The sequence below is a fragment of the Nocardioides sp. JCM 18999 genome, assembly GCF_055391175.1.
Genome location: NZ_AP043887.1, coordinates 457162 through 471579, shown reverse-complemented (window position 1 = coordinate 471579; position 14418 = coordinate 457162). Strand labels below are relative to the sequence as shown.

Here is a 14418-nt window from a genome sequence, read left to right as displayed (position 1 = left end):
TGGTCTCAGCAGGCGCAGGAACGGGCCAGGTCGGCGGTCGCCCGGATGATGGCGATGACGGATTCGGGCTGAAACATCACCTCGAACCACGTGAAGCGGAGCACTCGCCATCCCAGAGCGGTCATCAGCGAGTAGCACTGGCAGTCCCGATTGAACTCGGCACGCCGACGCCCGTGGAACTCCCACGACTCGGCCTCGATGGCGATCCCGACGATCGGGTTGGCCAGATCGGGGTGGACGACCAGGTCACCGAGCTCCATCCGGAACTGCGGCACCACCTCGAGCCCGGCCTCGATCGCACAGGCACGCAGCGCCGACTCGAACGGGTTCGCAGCCCGTCCGTCGGCGTACCGCGCCACCCGCTGAGCTCGCCGACCCCGCTCGCCGGGGATCGCCGCCGCCCCGTCCACGATCGCTTCCTGGGTGACGTCGTGGTGCCGCAGCGCCGAGTCGGCGATCGCCAGCGCGTCGGGGAACGGAAGGTCGGCAGCGCTCATGAGGACGGTCTGCAGCTGGGTGGTGGCCCATCCGTCCACGTCGTCGCGATGGAGGTCGAGGCGCACCGCGTCCTCGGTGGGCGGACGCCCCCTCGGTACGGCGACGCGCGGTCGCTCAGGCGGCATCCTGACCTCCCAGCCCCAGTGCAGAGCCGCGCTCTCATGGATCAGGTAGCCGTTGACCTCCTGCGCGACCCGGAGGGCTGCATCGGTGATCGGAAGCGCATACCGATCGCGACCTACATGGACCAGTTCGCCCGCCTTCAGCGCGCGGCGGATGCCTTTGCGCCCGACGTTGGCGTGCAGCGTTCCGGCGTCAACGATGCCGCCCAAGGTGAGCGCGAGTCCGACCGCATGCACCCGCCGAGCATCGCCGATCGGGGTCGAGGTCGTCAGAGGTCATCCACAGGGACACCTCGGCGGAGGAGAGGTCAGTACCAGCCGTGGGACTGGCTGTGACCCCAGGCGCCGCAGGGGCTGCCGTAGCGGCCCTGGATGTAGCCCAGGCCCCACTTGATCTGGGTGACCGGGTTGGTCTGCCAGTTCGGGCCGGCCGAGGCCATCTTGGAGCCGGGCAGGGCCTGCGGGATGCCGTAGGCCGACGAGTTCGGGTTGTCCGCACGCGGGTTCCAGTGGGACTCGCGCGTCCAGAGCTTGTCGAGGCAGCCGAACTGCGAGGCGTCCCAGCCGTACTCGGAGAGCAGCGCGGAGGCGATCGCCTTCGGGTCGCCGTCCTCGGCGCGGACGGTCTGGGTGACCGCCTTCACCTCGCCCTCGGCCGCGGCGGCCAGCGAGGCGGCCTTGGCGGGGTCGGCGGCGGCACGGCGGTCGGTCGAGCGCGACAGCGTCTCGCGGTCGGCGAGGAGCTTGGTCACGTCGGCGGAGGTGACGGCGGCGACGTCGGCCTGGCCGGCCTCACCCGAGCCGGCTCCGACGGCGAACGCGGTCCCGGTCGCCAGGGCGGCGACGCCACCGATCACGACACCAGCGGCGAGAGTACGGCGGCGCGGAGCCGTCGTACGGACCGCGCGACGTGCTCCACCGCGCGCAGCGACGACGGGTGCGGCGTCGGCGACGGGAGTCACATCGGTTGCGCGCGTGCGCCGAGGCGCGGCGTGCTTGCCCACTCAGGTCCCCTTAGACAGCCGTACAAGTCGGGCCCCACCCTGCCCGAGCAGGGAGGGTGCCCGCAAAACAATGCACAGAATATTTGTCACTCTGTTCCCAGCAACCACGTGAGTCACATCAGTCACGTGGAACCTGGGGTCAACCGAGAGTTACTGGACGTAGTTCTCCAGCATCTCGGTGACCAGGGCCGCGATCGGCGAGCGCTCCGACCGGGTCAGGGTGACGTGCGCGAACAAGGGGTGGCCCTTGAGCTTCTCGATCACCGCGACGACACCGTCGTGGCGGCCCACTCGCAGGTTGTCACGCTGGGCGACGTCGTGGGTGAGCACGACCTTGGAATTGGCGCCGATTCGCGACAGCACTGTGAGCAGCACGTTGCGCTCCAGCGACTGCGCCTCGTCGACGATCACGTAGGCGTCGTGCAGCGAGCGGCCACGGATGTGGGTCAGCGGCAGCACCTCGAGCATGCCGCGGTCGACGATCTCGTCGATCACGTCCTGTGATGCCATCGCGCCGAGGGTGTCGTAGACCGCCTGGCCCCACGGCCCCATCTTCTCGGCCTCTGAGCCGGGCAGGTAGCCGAGCTCCTGGCCGCCGACCGCGAAGAGCGGGCGGAAGATGATCACCTTCTTGTGCTGGCGGCGCTCCATCACGGCCTCGAGGCCGGCGCACAGCGCCATCGCCGACTTGCCGGTGCCGGCGCGCCCGCCGAGGGAGACGATGCCGACCTCGGGGTCGAGCAGGATCTCCAGGGCGATCCGCTGCTCGGCGGAGCGGCCGTGGATGCCGAACGCCTCGCGGTCGCCGCGGACGAGGTGGACCTGCTTGTCGGGTCCGACCCGACCGAGCGCGGTGCCGCGGTCCGACAGCAGGACGAGTCCGGTGTGGCAGGGCAGGTCGCGGGCCTCGGCGAGGGCGAGCACGCCGTCGTCGTACAGCTCGTCGAGGTCGGCGGAGCTGACCTCGAGCTCGGCCATGCCGGAGTAGCCGGTGTCGGAGGCGGAGATCGCCTCGGCGCGGTACTCCTCGGCCTCGAGGCCGACCGCGGACGCCTTGATCCGCAGCGGCAGGTCCTTGGAGACCAGGACGACGTCGCAGCCCTCGTCGGCGAGGTTCTTCGCCACGGCAAGGATGCGGGTGTCGTTGTCGCCGAGCCGGAAGCCCGACGGCAGTGCGTCCGGGGAGGTGTGGTTGAGCTCGACCCGCAGGGAGCCGCCCTCGTCGCCGATCGGAACCGGTGCGTCGAGGCGTCCGTGCTCGATCCGCAGGTCGTCGAGCGTGCGCAGGGCTGTCCGGGCGAAGAAGCCCAGCTCGGGGTGGTGGCGCTTTCCTTCGAGCTCGGTCACCACCACGACCGGCAGGACGACCTCATGCTCAGCGAAGCGTTTGAGAGCACCTGGGTCGGCCAGCAGGACGCTGGTGTCGAGGACGTAGGTCTTGACGTTCGCCTGCTGCTGTCCCGAGTTCTGAACTGCCTTGGCCACGGCGTTTCACCTCAAACAGGCCGCGGCGCACACCCCTCGCCCGGCCTCAGATCACACAGTTGGACCGGGTCACCCGAAGGCCGGGGCGGCGGCCTCCCTCGACTCGACGCGCGTCTGCGAGCCGAATCTGTAGGTCGTGAGCAATCACGAACGGGCCTCCTGGTTCAGCAGGCTTCCCCACCTGCTGTTACTTCAGAAAGTACGTCGGGCAGCCGCATCACCAGCGCAACACGCCGGGATTCCGCGGTGAACAGTTTGTTTCGAGACCGAGTGACTCAAACGACCTGGGATCAACGTCCCAGGCGACGCTCGCGCTTGGCGTAATCACGCAGCGCGCGGAGGAAGTCGACCCGCCGGAAGTCCGGCCAGAGCGCTTCGCAGAAGTAGAACTCCGACTTCGCCGACTGCCACAGCAGGAACCCGCCGAGGCGCTGCTCCCCCGACGTACGGATGACGAGATCCGGGTCGGGCTGACCCTTGGTGTAGAGGTGATCGGCGATGTGCTCGACGTCGATGATCTGCGCGAGCTCCTCGAGGGAGGTGCCCTTCTCGGCGGCCTCGGCCAGCAGGGAGCGGACCGCGTCGGCGATCTCGCGGCGCCCGCCGTAGCCGACGGCGATGTTGACCAGGAGCCCGTCGACGTCGCGGGTGCCCTCCTCGGCCGCCTTGAGCCGCGCCGCGGTGGCGGCCGGCAGCAGGTCGAGAGCGCCGACCATGTGGAGGCGCCAGCGCTTCTGGTCGGCGAGGGAGTCGACGGCTTCCTCGATGATCTCCAGCAGCGGGAGCAGCTCGGACTCGGGGCGCTCCAGGTTGTCGGTCGAGAGCAGCCACAACGTGACCACCTGGATCCCGACCTCCTCGCACCAGGTGAGCATCGGCTCGATGTTGGCCGCACCCGCGCGGTGACCGTGGGCAGTGTCGCGTCCGACCGCCTTGGCCCAGCGCCGGTTGCCGTCGAGCATCACCCCGATGTGCTGCGGGAGAGTGGCGGGATCGAGGCGGCGGAGCATCCGCGCCTCATACGCCGGATAGACCGCTCGGCGAACGCCGTCCTTCCAATCTGCCACGACGCTCAGGGTAGTCCCACTCCTCCGATCGGTCAGGGATCAGGACGACCGGTGCGGTTCATTGGTTGGTCCTCAGGAAGGACGGGTACCGTCATTCCATGAACAGCGCACGCACCGGTGACTTCCGGGACCGGGTCGAGGCCGTCGTCACCGACGCGGCTGAAACCGTCAGCGAGCGCATCGCCGAGCTCAAGCCGAAGCTCCGTGGCTGGATCCACGCCGGCAGCGTCCCGCTGATCCTGGCCGCCAGCATCGTCCTGATCGTGCTCGCCCCCGAGGGCAAGGCGAAGATCGGCGCGATCGTGTTCAGCCTGTCCGCGCTGATGCTGTTCGGGGTCTCGGCGACCTACCACCGCGGCCACTGGCGCCCGAGTTCGCACGCGTTCCTGCGGCGCTGGGACCACGCGAACATCTTCCTGCTGATCGCCGGCTCGTACACGCCGTTCTCGCTCATCCTGCTCGACGGCGCCGCCCGGGTGACGCTGCTCTCCGTGGTCTGGTCGGGCGCGATCCTCGGCGTCTTCTTCCGGATCTTCTGGACCGACGCCCCGCGCTGGCTCTACGTCCCGATCTACGTCGCCCTGGGCTGGGCGGCGGTCTTCTTCATCCCCGCCTTCTTCGACGGCGCGACCGCGCTCGGCGTGGGCATCGGGATCGCGATCTTCACGATGATCTGCGTCGGCGGCGGCCTCTACACCGTTGGCGGTGTCGTCTACGGCTTCAAGCGCCCCAACCCCTGGCCGCGCTGGTTCGGCTTCCACGAGGTGTTCCACGTCTTCACGATCCTGGCGTTCGTCGCGCACTACACCGGGATCTCGATGGCGACCTACGCCCTGCGCTGAGTCAGACCTGACTCAGCGCCTCCGGATCCGTGACCGGGGCCTGACAGACGAAACCCCGACAGACGTACGCCGTCGGCTTCCCGTCCCGCATCGGCCGGTCGGCCAGCAGCGGAATCTCCGAGGTGGCCTCCTCAGCAACGGCGACGATCCCTCCAGGCCGCGCCATCGCGGCATGGAGCAATGCATCTCGCTCGGCACCAGCCGGGCCGATGATCGCGATCTCCTCCGGCCCAGCGTTCAGGATCGTGGCGACGGTGAGTGCGTGCCCGGCGAACCGGGGAGCCTTCTCGACGACCTCGGCCATGGCAGCGAGCGCCTGCTCGGCCCGCTCCCGGTAGCGGTGCTCCCCCGTCAGGACATGCGCGGTCAACAGCGCCTGTGCCATCGCGCTGGTGCCGCACGGGCTTGCGTTGTCGCTGAGCTCCCGCGGGCGAGCGATCAGGTCGGTCGCGTCGTGCGGAGTGTCATCGAACGCCCCGTCGGCTGCTGTGAAGAGCTCGAGCGCGGTGTCGAGCAGCGTGGTCGCCCGAGTGAGCCAGGTCGGGTCTGCGGTGGCACGAGCCAAGGCGAGGAACCCCTCGGCGACACAGCCGTAGTCCTCGAGCACGCCCGCGTGCGCCCCGACCACCCCGTCGCGGGACACCCGCCGGAGTCGACCGTCGACCAGGTGGAGGTCCCACAGCAGGGTGCCCGCGGCGATCGCGGCGTCGAGGAGGTCAGCGCGCCCGAGCCGGAGTGAGGCGTCAACCAGGCCGCTGATCGCCAGACCGTTCCAGGCGGCGACGACCTTGTCGTCCCGCGCCGGGTACACCCGAGCGGAACGCGCCTCGACGAGCCGAGCCTTGATCTCGGCCAGGCGGCGCAGGTCGGTCGGATCGGCGGGTCGGTGCCGCAGCTGCAGGGTCGACGTCCCGTGCTCGAACGTGCCGGCCTCGGTGACCTCGAAGAGGCTCGCCGCCCAAGCCCCACGCTCCACCCCGAGCGCTTCGGTGAGCTGGGCAGGGGTCCAGGCGTAGAACTTGCCCTCCTCCCCCTCGGTGTCGGCGTCCAGCGCGCTGGCAAAGCCACCCTCGGGGGTGCGCAGCTCGCGGATCAGGAAGTCGGCCGTCTCGCCGGCGATCCGGTCCCCGAGCTCCGTGCCCAGCCGGGCGTAGAGCCCGAGCAACAGACCGTTGTCGTAGAGCATCTTCTCGAAGTGCGGCACCACCCACCCGCGGTCGACGGCGTAGCGCGCGAAGCCCCCACCGATCTGGTCGTAAATCCCCGACCCCGCCATCGCCGCGACGGTCCGGTTGAGCATCATCCGGGCTTGGTCGCCGGGGGCGCGGCGCAGAAACTCCAACACCATCGACGGCGGGAACTTGGGCGCTCCCCCAAACCCTCCGGCCATCGGATCGAACTGCTCGGCCAACGCCGTCACCGCAGCGTCGAGATCCCAGGCTGCAGGCGTCCCTCCCACCGGAGCCTGCTCACGGCGCAAATGCTCGCTGACGTTGGCGGCGATGGAGGCAACCTCCTCCCGCTGCGTCTCCCAGGCCTGACTCAACGCCTGAAGCACCTGCGTGAACGCGGGTTGCCCATGCCGCGGCTGGTCGGGGAAGTACGTGCCGGCGAAGAAGGGCGCCCCCTCGTGGTCAAGCACCGCCGTCATTGGCCACCCGCCCTGACCGGTCATCGCGGTGACCGCAGACATGTAAACCGCGTCGACATCGGGCCGTTCTTCCCGGTCGACCTTGATGTTCACGAAGTGCTCGTTCATGTACGCCGCCGTCGCGGCGTCCTCGAACGACTCGTGCGCCATCACGTGGCACCAGTGACAGGCTGAGTATCCGACACTCAACAGGATGGGCACGTCACGACGCTTCGCCTCGGCGAATGCTTCGGAGCTCCATTCCCACCAATCTACGGGCTGACCTGCATGATCTTGCAGATATGGGCTCGTCGAGTTGGCCAGTCGGTTCGCCATTCTCAGCACTTCCAGTCGTCGTCATCGGGGGTCATCAACGGTCGTTGATGCAAACTCGTGATGCAAACTCGAGGCCGAATGGGCGTAGAATGAGATCCATCCGGGTCCTGTTGAACCCCAGCCTAGGAGGCGCGTCGATGGCATCTCGCAAGAAGACGACCCTCCTCGCCCAAGGCAAAGAGCGCCGCCTCGGCGGTAGTCGCCAGGTCTGGCGGGTACGCCTCTACGCCAACAGCGACGGCTCCGGCTTCCAGGTCTTCTTCAAAGCACCGGCCGGTGAAGGCGAACAGTGGAAACGCGTCCTGCGTCGAGCAGCGACCGAGGACGAAGCCCGCGCGATCTTCGCCCAGGCCGAAGCCGCCCTCGACACCGACCGGCCCACACCGACCAGCACCCGGGAGCAGGCGGCCCAGACCATCGCCGTTCTCGCGGCCGAGTACATCGAGGACAGCCGTGCGCGAGGCAAGGGGGTGCGGACGATCGAGAATCGACTCTCCCGACTCAACGCCCACATCCTCCCGACCATCGGCACCCTGCCGGTCTCGAAGTGGCGCCTCGAGCACAGCCGCAAGGTGATGGAGAAAGGGATGAAGACGATCCACTCCGCCCGCGGCAAGGAGAACCTCCGCACCGAGCTGGCCGCGCTGCGCAAGCTGGCCTGGCGTCTCGGCTGGCTCGACCGCTCGATCGACCCCCTCGACGGTCTCGAGATCGGCAGGACGACGGTGTTCCAAGGCGCGACCGCGCACTACGTCGACCCGCGTCTGCGGCCGGAGACCCGCCAGGTCGAAGCGATGGCCGCCGGCGCCGACGCCCTCTGCGGCCCCGCCGGGCGGGATCCCCTGATGACCCGGCTGCCGCTGTTCGGCACCAAGATCCGCGTCGCAGCGTACGGCGGGCTTCGACTCAGTGAGCAGAACGGACTGCGCGCGGTCGACGTCTTCTTCGACCGCGGCTACGTCCAGGTCAACGGCAGCTGGATCGCACCTCGTCACGCACCCGGCTTCCGTGGGCCGGTGAAGAACCATGTCATCCACGAGGTCCCCCTCCCCCGCTCCCTGATGATCGAGCAGCTTCTGCCGCGAGTGAAGGAGCTCCTCGGCCTCCCCGAAACCGCCGCCATGCAGCAGGTCCTCAACCGCCAGGAGGAGGAACGCGACCGCCGCGCCAAGCTCGCGCTGCGCGATGGCGACTCCACCCTCACCTGGTGGAACTACCCGATCGATCCGCACGAGGAGCAGTGGCTCTTCATCGATACGGTCACCGACCTGCCGGTGAAGCCCGAGATGCACAACGATCGCTGGCACCGCGTCCGCCGCTGGGTCGAGGAGAACGACCCGGACAACGCCTGGCCGCGGACGATCGTCTACCGCAACCTCCGCCACCACGCCGCCACACGGTGGTTCCACGAGGAACTCGGGGAGCCGTGGGAGGTCGTCGCCCAGTACCTCGGCGACAAACTCACCACCGTGCTGAACCACTACGTCCGCGCCGGCGAGGACGCCCTGCGCAGCTCGGTCGAGAAGCTCGCGACTCGGTGACCATCGACCACCCCACCTGGACCATTTCGCCCAGAATGACGCGCCCTGACCCGCACATGCGTGAAAACCAGAACTCGCCTGCCATTCGGGCCGCGTCGCCGATGAAGCGGCTGATCGGCGCCGCCGGCGCGGCATCGGCCATCTGCATCACTAGGAAAACTGCCATCCGCAGCCGAAGCGACGGACTTGCCTACTAGCGTCAGGGATCGTCGCACTGCGGGCGCGCGCCAAATTCAGTCAACGAGCCAGGACGAGAAATGAAGCTATGTCACTTGCGTCTGAAGAACTTTCAGTCGTTTGGACCGACTCCAACCGAAATCGAGCTGAACAGGCTCACCTTCGTACTTGGCCCCAACGGTTCGGGAAAGACCGCAGTACTGCAGGCGTTAGCACGCCTCTTCAGCCCGGTCCCGTCCATGCGCCGGGTGCAGCCTTCCGACTTTCATGTCGCTTTCGGAACGGCTCCCGACGACACCGACAATGAGTTGTGGCTGGAAGCCGACATCGAGTTCGAAGAGACCGCCGACGACGACGGCAACTTCCCCTCGATTCCGCCCTTCTTCACGCACATGGCGTTGGAGACCGCTGACGGCGTTCCGCGTATCCGGGTCCGCCTCACCGCCACGCTCGAGATCGACGGCTACATCGACGAGAAGATCGAGTACGTCACGCAGACCGACCAAGACGGCCAGCCAACTCGACTGTCGGAGATGTCTCGGCACGATCGCGCGGCGATCGAGGTGCACTACCTGCCTGCGCGTCGAGACCCCGTTGACCACGTCGCTTTCACAGCCGCGTCCCTTCTAGCAAGGATGTTGCGCGCCGCCGACTGGACTGACGAGCGGGTCGAGATGGTTCGCCTTGCGGACGAACTCTCCGCGTCCATGGTCGCCAACCCTGCCGTCGCCGGAATCGGAGCGGAAGTACAGGCCGCGTGGTCGACGCTTCACAAAGGAAGCTTCTTCAAGGACCCGTCGATCGCGTTTGGCCGTGGCGAGCTCGACGGCGTCCTCCGTCAACTCACGATGACATTCGCTCCAGGTCCCGGGGGAGGAACCGTTGACTTCGACCGACTGAGCGATGGCCAGAAGTCGCTCCTCTACATCACGCTCGTTCTCGCCTGGCGAGGCATAGCTCGGAATGTACTTAGCGGCGCCGAGACATCGTTCGACGCGGACAAGTTGCGACCTCCGGTCCACGTGATCCTGGCACTGGAGGAACCCGAGAACAGCCTGGCGCCCCAGCATCTGGGCAGGATCCTTCGCCAGCTTCGGACGGTCTGCTCCGACGAAGACGTCCAAGGGCTCGTTGCGACTCACGCGCCGGCGCTTCTTCACCGAGTTGAACCGGAGAACATCCGGTTCCTTCGGCTGGGCAACGACCGCACGACACAGGTTCGTACCGTACTGATGCCTGACGATGGCAACGATGCCGCGAAGTACGTCCGCGAGGCAGTTCGCGCGTACCCGGAGCTGTACTTCGCCCGCCTCGTCATCCTCGGCGAAGGTGACAGCGAGCAGATCGTCTTGCCTCGAACGCTCGCCGCCGCAGGCATGGCGGACGACGACGTGGCCGTGAGCGTGGTCCCTCTCGGTGGTCGCCACGTGCACCACTTCTGGCGGCTGCTCGAACGCCTCGAGATTCCCTACCTCACCCTGCTGGACCTGGACAGCGGGCGCTACCACGGCGGCTGGGGCAGGATTCGCTACGCCGCCAACCAGCTGAATCTTCACACCGCTGCTGCAGTTCCGCAGGACAAGATCGACGACTTGCACCCATGGGACGCCGACCGGGCATTTCCCGTGTATGAGGAGCGCAAGGGCTGGATCGCCTGGCTTGAGAGCAAAGGAGTGTTCTTCTCCCACCCCCTCGACCTGGACCTGATGATGCTGGAGGCGTACCCCGACGCCTATTGCGCAACTGACACCGCCCCGCCGGGCCATTCGACAAAGGTTGCGGTACTCGGCAAGAGCCATGTCAATACGCGCCACTACTCGGCCGAGCAGCTCAACCTGTTTCGCGAGTACCAGAAGCAGTTCAAGCTCGGAAGCAAACCGGCGAGCCACCTGGCTGCCATGGCAACCTTCGACGGACAGGACGAGTTGCTCGTCGATGCCCTTCCAGATCCACTCGCACGACTACTCGACGCTGTCCGCAAGCGCCTCGAGTCAACGCCCGAATGATCTCCGCGGAGACCTGGGAACCGGCGGACGGGATCACCCTCGAGAAGAACGCGCTCCTGGCAGCGCGGGAGCAAGTTACTGACGTCGTGGTGTCGGCCGGGCCCGGTGCGGGCAAGACCGAACTACTAGCCCAGCGAGCCGACTACCTCCTCACGACAGGCAGTTGCCCCTACCCAAGACGAATCCTGGCGATCTCGTTCAAGGTCGACGCAGCACGCAACATCCGTGAACGCGTGCGCCGACGCTGCGGCGAGCAGTTGGCAGCGCGGTTCGACAGCTTCACTTTCCACGCCTTCGCCAAACGAATAGTCGACAACTACCGCGTGCTGCTCACCGGAACCGACGCCCTTGATGCCGAGTACACCCTTCACGGAACTCAGCGCATCCAGCACGAGCAAATCACCTTCGATGACCTTGTTCGGCTCGCCGCCTTCATCCTCCGAACGAGCCCGCATGCGCGAAACGCCATCCGCCAGACGTACACCCATGTGTTCCTCGACGAGTTCCAGGACGCGACAGCGAAGCAGTACGAACTACTGAAGGAGGCGTTTCTCGACAGCAGCGCAGTTCTGACCGCGGTAGGCGACCCGAAGCAACGCATCATGAAGTTTGCGGGGGCGCTCGACGGCATCATGAAGACCTTCGCGGACGACTTCAGTGCAAGCTCTCTCACCCTCTACCAGAACTTCCGCTCGGCCCCGACGCTCCGCCGGATGCAAAACCGTATGGTGCTCGTGATGGACCCGCCGGCGGCCGTCGACCCAGAAGACATCCAAGGCGCCGACGGCAGCGTCGAGGTGCTTACCTTCGGCTCTGCCTCCGAGGAGGCGAAAGGTGTCGCGGACCGAATCGAAGGTTGGCTGAGCGCGGGTGTCGAACCGCACGAGATAGCGGTGCTTGTCCGACAACAGGCGCACCTCGTTTGCCACGAACTCATGACCGAACTTCATGCGCGTGATGTCCCGTCACGCAACGAGCAGGCGCGCCAAGATCTGACCGCAGAGCCCGTGGCCGCCCTGATCCTCGACCTGGTTCGGGTTCTCGCTGACGCCGGCCGCTCGGCGGCCTACGCGCACCTCATGCGGGTTGCGGCGACCCTCAGTCCGACAGAAGAAGTTGCTCTCAGGAACGCGCGGGCGTTGAGCAGCTTCTTGATGCTCAGACGACGGGACGTGCGCGAAGGCATCCCCGCCAGGTCAAGCATCGAGAAGTGGACGGCCCTCATCACCGACTTCGTCGAGCTGACGTCCGTGTCGGCCTTGGCGACACTCTCACCTGACTATCAGCGCGGTCAGCGCCTCGACGAGGTCATCTCGCAAACAGTCGACGCGTTCGGCTCGGAACTCGCAAAAGACGGCGATCCCCTCGCTGCTCTCAGACGCCTGTCTGAGGAGGATGCGGTTCGGATCCTCACCATCCACAAGTGCAAGGGTCTCGAGTTCGAAAAGGTCATCGTGCTCGGAGTTGAGCGTGAGTTGTTCTGGGGCGGGGAGGACGACAGCCGCGCTGAGTTCTTTGTAGCCGTGTCCAGAGCAAAGGAAGAACTGCTTCTCACGACTGCGGCCAATCGGGCGCGCCCGCCCGACGCCCCTCGTCGGTGGGACGAGACCAGGCACGCTCATCAAGAGTTCGTGGGTTACGCATCTGAGTAGAGCCGAAGCGGTCAAGCGTCTTGCACCGCATAGTCGCCGGCGCGGGATCAGAGGCGTGTGACAGTCCCTGGTTTCCGCGGCCGAGTTCGACCTCGTTCGTCAGTCGTCTCAACCGGGAACGCGATGATGCTGGCGTCGCGTTGCTCGACTGCCTCCCAACGCAGCCAAGACTCGAAGTACGAGCGTCCCAGTTCACTTCCATCCGCTGCAGACGCGACAGCGTCACCATCGGGGAACCTTTTCGCGAGCGCCTTCTCAAGCCAGATCGCGCGCTCGTTGAGCACTTCAACGGGCTCAGCCTTGTTCCAGGATCGCGCCGAAATCTGCTTGTAGAGGCTGCGCGCCTGGTCGACGTCGATGCGATGGAGGTTCTGAAGGCGAACGACCATCGCCTTGATAGCGACACCCCAATGTTCCTTCATCTGCGCGAGGGTGGCGAGGGTGACGCGTCCCCGCCCACGGGCCTCGAGGTCGTCGAGAAACGCATCCCCCGGCAGGAGGAACGCGCCAGCGAACCGATGTGCTTGTTTCTCGATGACCCTGGCCTGTTCGGTGGTCTCTGGCGGTGGGCAAGTCGAGTGCATGGTCAGGTGCCCCAACTCGTGCGCGACCGTAAACCGTTGTCGGTCGCCCGGGATGCCGCCGTCGCTGCTGGGACGGCTGGCGCGCAAAACCGGAACACCGTCGACGTGCATTGACATGCCCAAGTGCTTGCCCAGCTCATGATCCATCGGCAGAACGACGCACCCGAGCCGCTCGGCCGCGCGCGTGACGTTCGGCACCGCCACAGGTGAACCGACCTCGGCGGCGTCACGGACCTGTGCGGCGAACTCGTCGATGTCTTCGTCGTTGTTCGGATCGCCCGCGAACAGCGGCAGATGTTCCGGGATTCGCTTGAGGCGCAGTGACTCGAAGGCCTCGAGCGCCAGGACCGCGTCGGCGACGTTCTGGTCGACCGTCTTCTTCGGGGCATCGGCGTAGGCGCGCAGCCACGGGCGCGTGAAAAGGACATCGTTTGTCCCCCGGCGCAAAAGTGCCGGCGCGCAGTCGAGCTCTACGGCCAACCTGTTGGCTGCTTCATCATCGACGGCGAGGCTTCCGGTGAGCATGCGGGACAGCACGCTGGCGGGAACCTCGATGCTGTCTGCAAGCTCAGCTTGAGTCAGGCCGCGAGCGGTCCGGAGACGGTGGATTCGGCCATGGTCGAGGAAGGAGTTCATGACGGGTCGGTCCGTTCAACTGTCCCGCGCCATTGGGTGTCGACGCGGATTGGGGAAGGTAGTTGGGCGTCGAGCAGCATCTAGTGGCTACCCGAGTCCGGTCTCATCCTCGTCCTGGTCGTCCTGCTCTTTATCGAAGTCACCGAGGTCGTCCTCGTCGTCGGGAACGTAGGTACCGGGTGTCGGCGGGTTGTAAATGCTCTCGCCGAGCGGGATCACATCACCGAGCACGAGACGGGGAACGGTCTCGTCTGTAGTGTCCAGAACGCGCGCAGCGAAGATGTCGATGACCATGCCGGCGCCGTCGGTCGTGAGGGCGAAGACCCAGCGCTCGGTCGGGTACATCGACTCAGGTTCGGCGTCATCAATGACCATGAAGTTTTCAGACCCAGCCACGATCTCGTACTCACCGGTCTCCGGGTTGATGGCTGCCTTCCGCACACGGAACCGGCGGTCCGCGCCGTCGGTGACGTACCCGATGTCGTACGCGCCACCTCGAACCGGCCCGAATCCGAGACCCAGGCCGGACGCGGCGTGCTCAATGGCGTCGAGCACCAGGTCGCGGCTCAGGCTCGACTGCGAGCGGCGCGAACGGCTAAACGCGCGGTCGAGGCTGGTCGCCTTGTCCACCTTGTAGCCACGGTCCTCGAAAACCGCGCGGACCTCGTCGGCGAGGCGGTGCATCCTGTCCATATCGGAAGTGTGACATTTGTTGGAAACGATTTCAAGACAATGTCACATCGCGTGTCGCCCGACCACCTGCGCCGTCTGGCGCAGACCTGAGACCCTGGCCGCGCCGCGCAGATCTTGCGTCATACCGCCGCGAGCGCCCCTGGCC

Annotated in this window: 12 protein-coding genes; 5 read left to right on the top strand and 7 right to left on the bottom strand. The window is 66.6% G+C overall.

Translation table 11 applies throughout. The annotated features are described in order from the left end of the window. Positions 1 to 5: 5 nt before the first annotated feature. From ACZ5J1_RS02210 to ACZ5J1_RS02195, 4 genes are all read right to left on the bottom strand, one after another. Positions 6 to 857 (bottom strand): hypothetical protein, encoded by an 852-nt coding sequence (locus tag ACZ5J1_RS02210; protein WP_464562084.1) that lies wholly within the window; start codon positions 855 to 857, stop codon positions 6 to 8. Between the two features lie 71 nt (positions 858 to 928). Continuing rightward, positions 929 to 1624 (bottom strand): aggregation-promoting factor C-terminal-like domain-containing protein, encoded by a 696-nt coding sequence (locus ACZ5J1_RS02205; RefSeq protein WP_464562082.1) that lies wholly within the window; start codon positions 1622 to 1624, stop codon positions 929 to 931. Positions 1625 to 1774: 150 nt separating this feature from the next. Then, positions 1775 to 3109, bottom strand: coding sequence for a PhoH family protein (locus ACZ5J1_RS02200; protein WP_464562081.1), 1335 nt, complete (start codon positions 3107 to 3109; stop codon positions 1775 to 1777). Between the two features lie 290 nt (positions 3110 to 3399). Next, positions 3400 to 4119 (bottom strand): isoprenyl transferase, encoded by a 720-nt coding sequence (locus ACZ5J1_RS02195; RefSeq protein ID WP_464564685.1) that lies wholly within the window; start codon positions 4117 to 4119, stop codon positions 3400 to 3402. A 155-nt stretch (positions 4120 to 4274) separates the two neighbouring features. Between ACZ5J1_RS02195 and trhA the strand changes: the two genes are divergently transcribed. Beyond that, the gene (gene trhA / locus ACZ5J1_RS02190) at positions 4275 to 5018 is read left to right on the top strand and encodes a PAQR family membrane homeostasis protein TrhA (protein WP_464562079.1); all 744 of its coding nucleotides are present in this window, start codon (positions 4275 to 4277) and stop codon (positions 5016 to 5018) included. 1 nt (position 5019) lies between these two features. Here the strand turns inward: trhA and ACZ5J1_RS02185 are convergent, their stop codons facing one another. Next, positions 5020 to 6984, bottom strand: coding sequence for a thioredoxin domain-containing protein (locus tag ACZ5J1_RS02185; protein ID WP_464562077.1), 1965 nt, complete (start codon positions 6982 to 6984; stop codon positions 5020 to 5022). A 137-nt stretch (positions 6985 to 7121) separates the two neighbouring features. Here ACZ5J1_RS02185 and ACZ5J1_RS02180 point away from each other — a divergent pair, with 137 nt between their 5' ends. The 4 genes from ACZ5J1_RS02180 (at position 7122) to ACZ5J1_RS02165 (ending at position 12360) form a co-directional block, all read left to right on the top strand. Further along, positions 7122 to 8525 (top strand): tyrosine-type recombinase/integrase, encoded by a 1404-nt coding sequence (locus ACZ5J1_RS02180; RefSeq protein ID WP_464562075.1) that lies wholly within the window; start codon positions 7122 to 7124, stop codon positions 8523 to 8525. Then, entirely contained in the window at positions 8522 to 8722 is a 201-nt protein-coding gene (locus tag ACZ5J1_RS02175) for a hypothetical protein (protein WP_464562073.1), read from the top strand. Before ACZ5J1_RS02180 ends, ACZ5J1_RS02175 begins: the two co-directional genes overlap by 4 nt. Before the next feature lie 75 nt (positions 8723 to 8797). Continuing rightward, positions 8798 to 10708: an ATP-dependent nuclease gene (locus tag ACZ5J1_RS02170; RefSeq protein ID WP_464562071.1), complete on the top strand. Its 1911-nt coding sequence runs from the start codon at positions 8798 to 8800 to the stop codon at positions 10706 to 10708. Further along, the gene (locus ACZ5J1_RS02165) at positions 10705 to 12360 is read left to right on the top strand and encodes a UvrD-helicase domain-containing protein (protein ID WP_464562070.1); all 1656 of its coding nucleotides are present in this window, start codon (positions 10705 to 10707) and stop codon (positions 12358 to 12360) included. The genes ACZ5J1_RS02170 and ACZ5J1_RS02165 overlap by 4 nt, the downstream gene beginning before the upstream one ends. A gap of 47 nt (positions 12361 to 12407) precedes the next feature. Here the strand turns inward: ACZ5J1_RS02165 and ACZ5J1_RS02160 are convergent, their stop codons facing one another. Continuing rightward, positions 12408 to 13580, bottom strand: coding sequence for a helix-turn-helix domain-containing protein (locus ACZ5J1_RS02160; RefSeq protein WP_464562068.1), 1173 nt, complete (start codon positions 13578 to 13580; stop codon positions 12408 to 12410). Positions 13581 to 13667: 87 nt separating this feature from the next. Further along, a complete protein-coding gene (locus tag ACZ5J1_RS02155) occupies positions 13668 to 14273 on the bottom strand; it encodes a hypothetical protein (protein ID WP_464562066.1) in 606 nt (201 codons plus the stop codon). Positions 14274 to 14418: the final 145 nt, after the last annotated feature.

What these genes read in the sequence shown, in the direction of transcription:
- ACZ5J1_RS02195 (WP_464564685.1), bottom strand. Translation starts at nt 4,119, where the DNA reads ATGCTCCGCCGCCTCGATCCCGCCACTCTCCCGCAGCACATCGGGGTG.
- ACZ5J1_RS02165 (WP_464562070.1), top strand. Translation starts at nt 10,705, where the DNA reads ATGATCTCCGCGGAGACCTGGGAACCGGCGGACGGGATCACCCTCGAG.
- ACZ5J1_RS02155 (WP_464562066.1), bottom strand. Translation starts at nt 14,273, where the DNA reads ATGGACAGGATGCACCGCCTCGCCGACGAGGTCCGCGCGGTTTTCGAG.
- trhA (WP_464562079.1), top strand. Translation starts at nt 4,275, where the DNA reads ATGAACAGCGCACGCACCGGTGACTTCCGGGACCGGGTCGAGGCCGTC.
- ACZ5J1_RS02185 (WP_464562077.1), bottom strand. Translation starts at nt 6,984, where the DNA reads ATGGCGAACCGACTGGCCAACTCGACGAGCCCATATCTGCAAGATCAT.
- ACZ5J1_RS02180 (WP_464562075.1), top strand. Translation starts at nt 7,122, where the DNA reads ATGGCATCTCGCAAGAAGACGACCCTCCTCGCCCAAGGCAAAGAGCGC.
- ACZ5J1_RS02160 (WP_464562068.1), bottom strand. Translation starts at nt 13,580, where the DNA reads ATGAACTCCTTCCTCGACCATGGCCGAATCCACCGTCTCCGGACCGCT.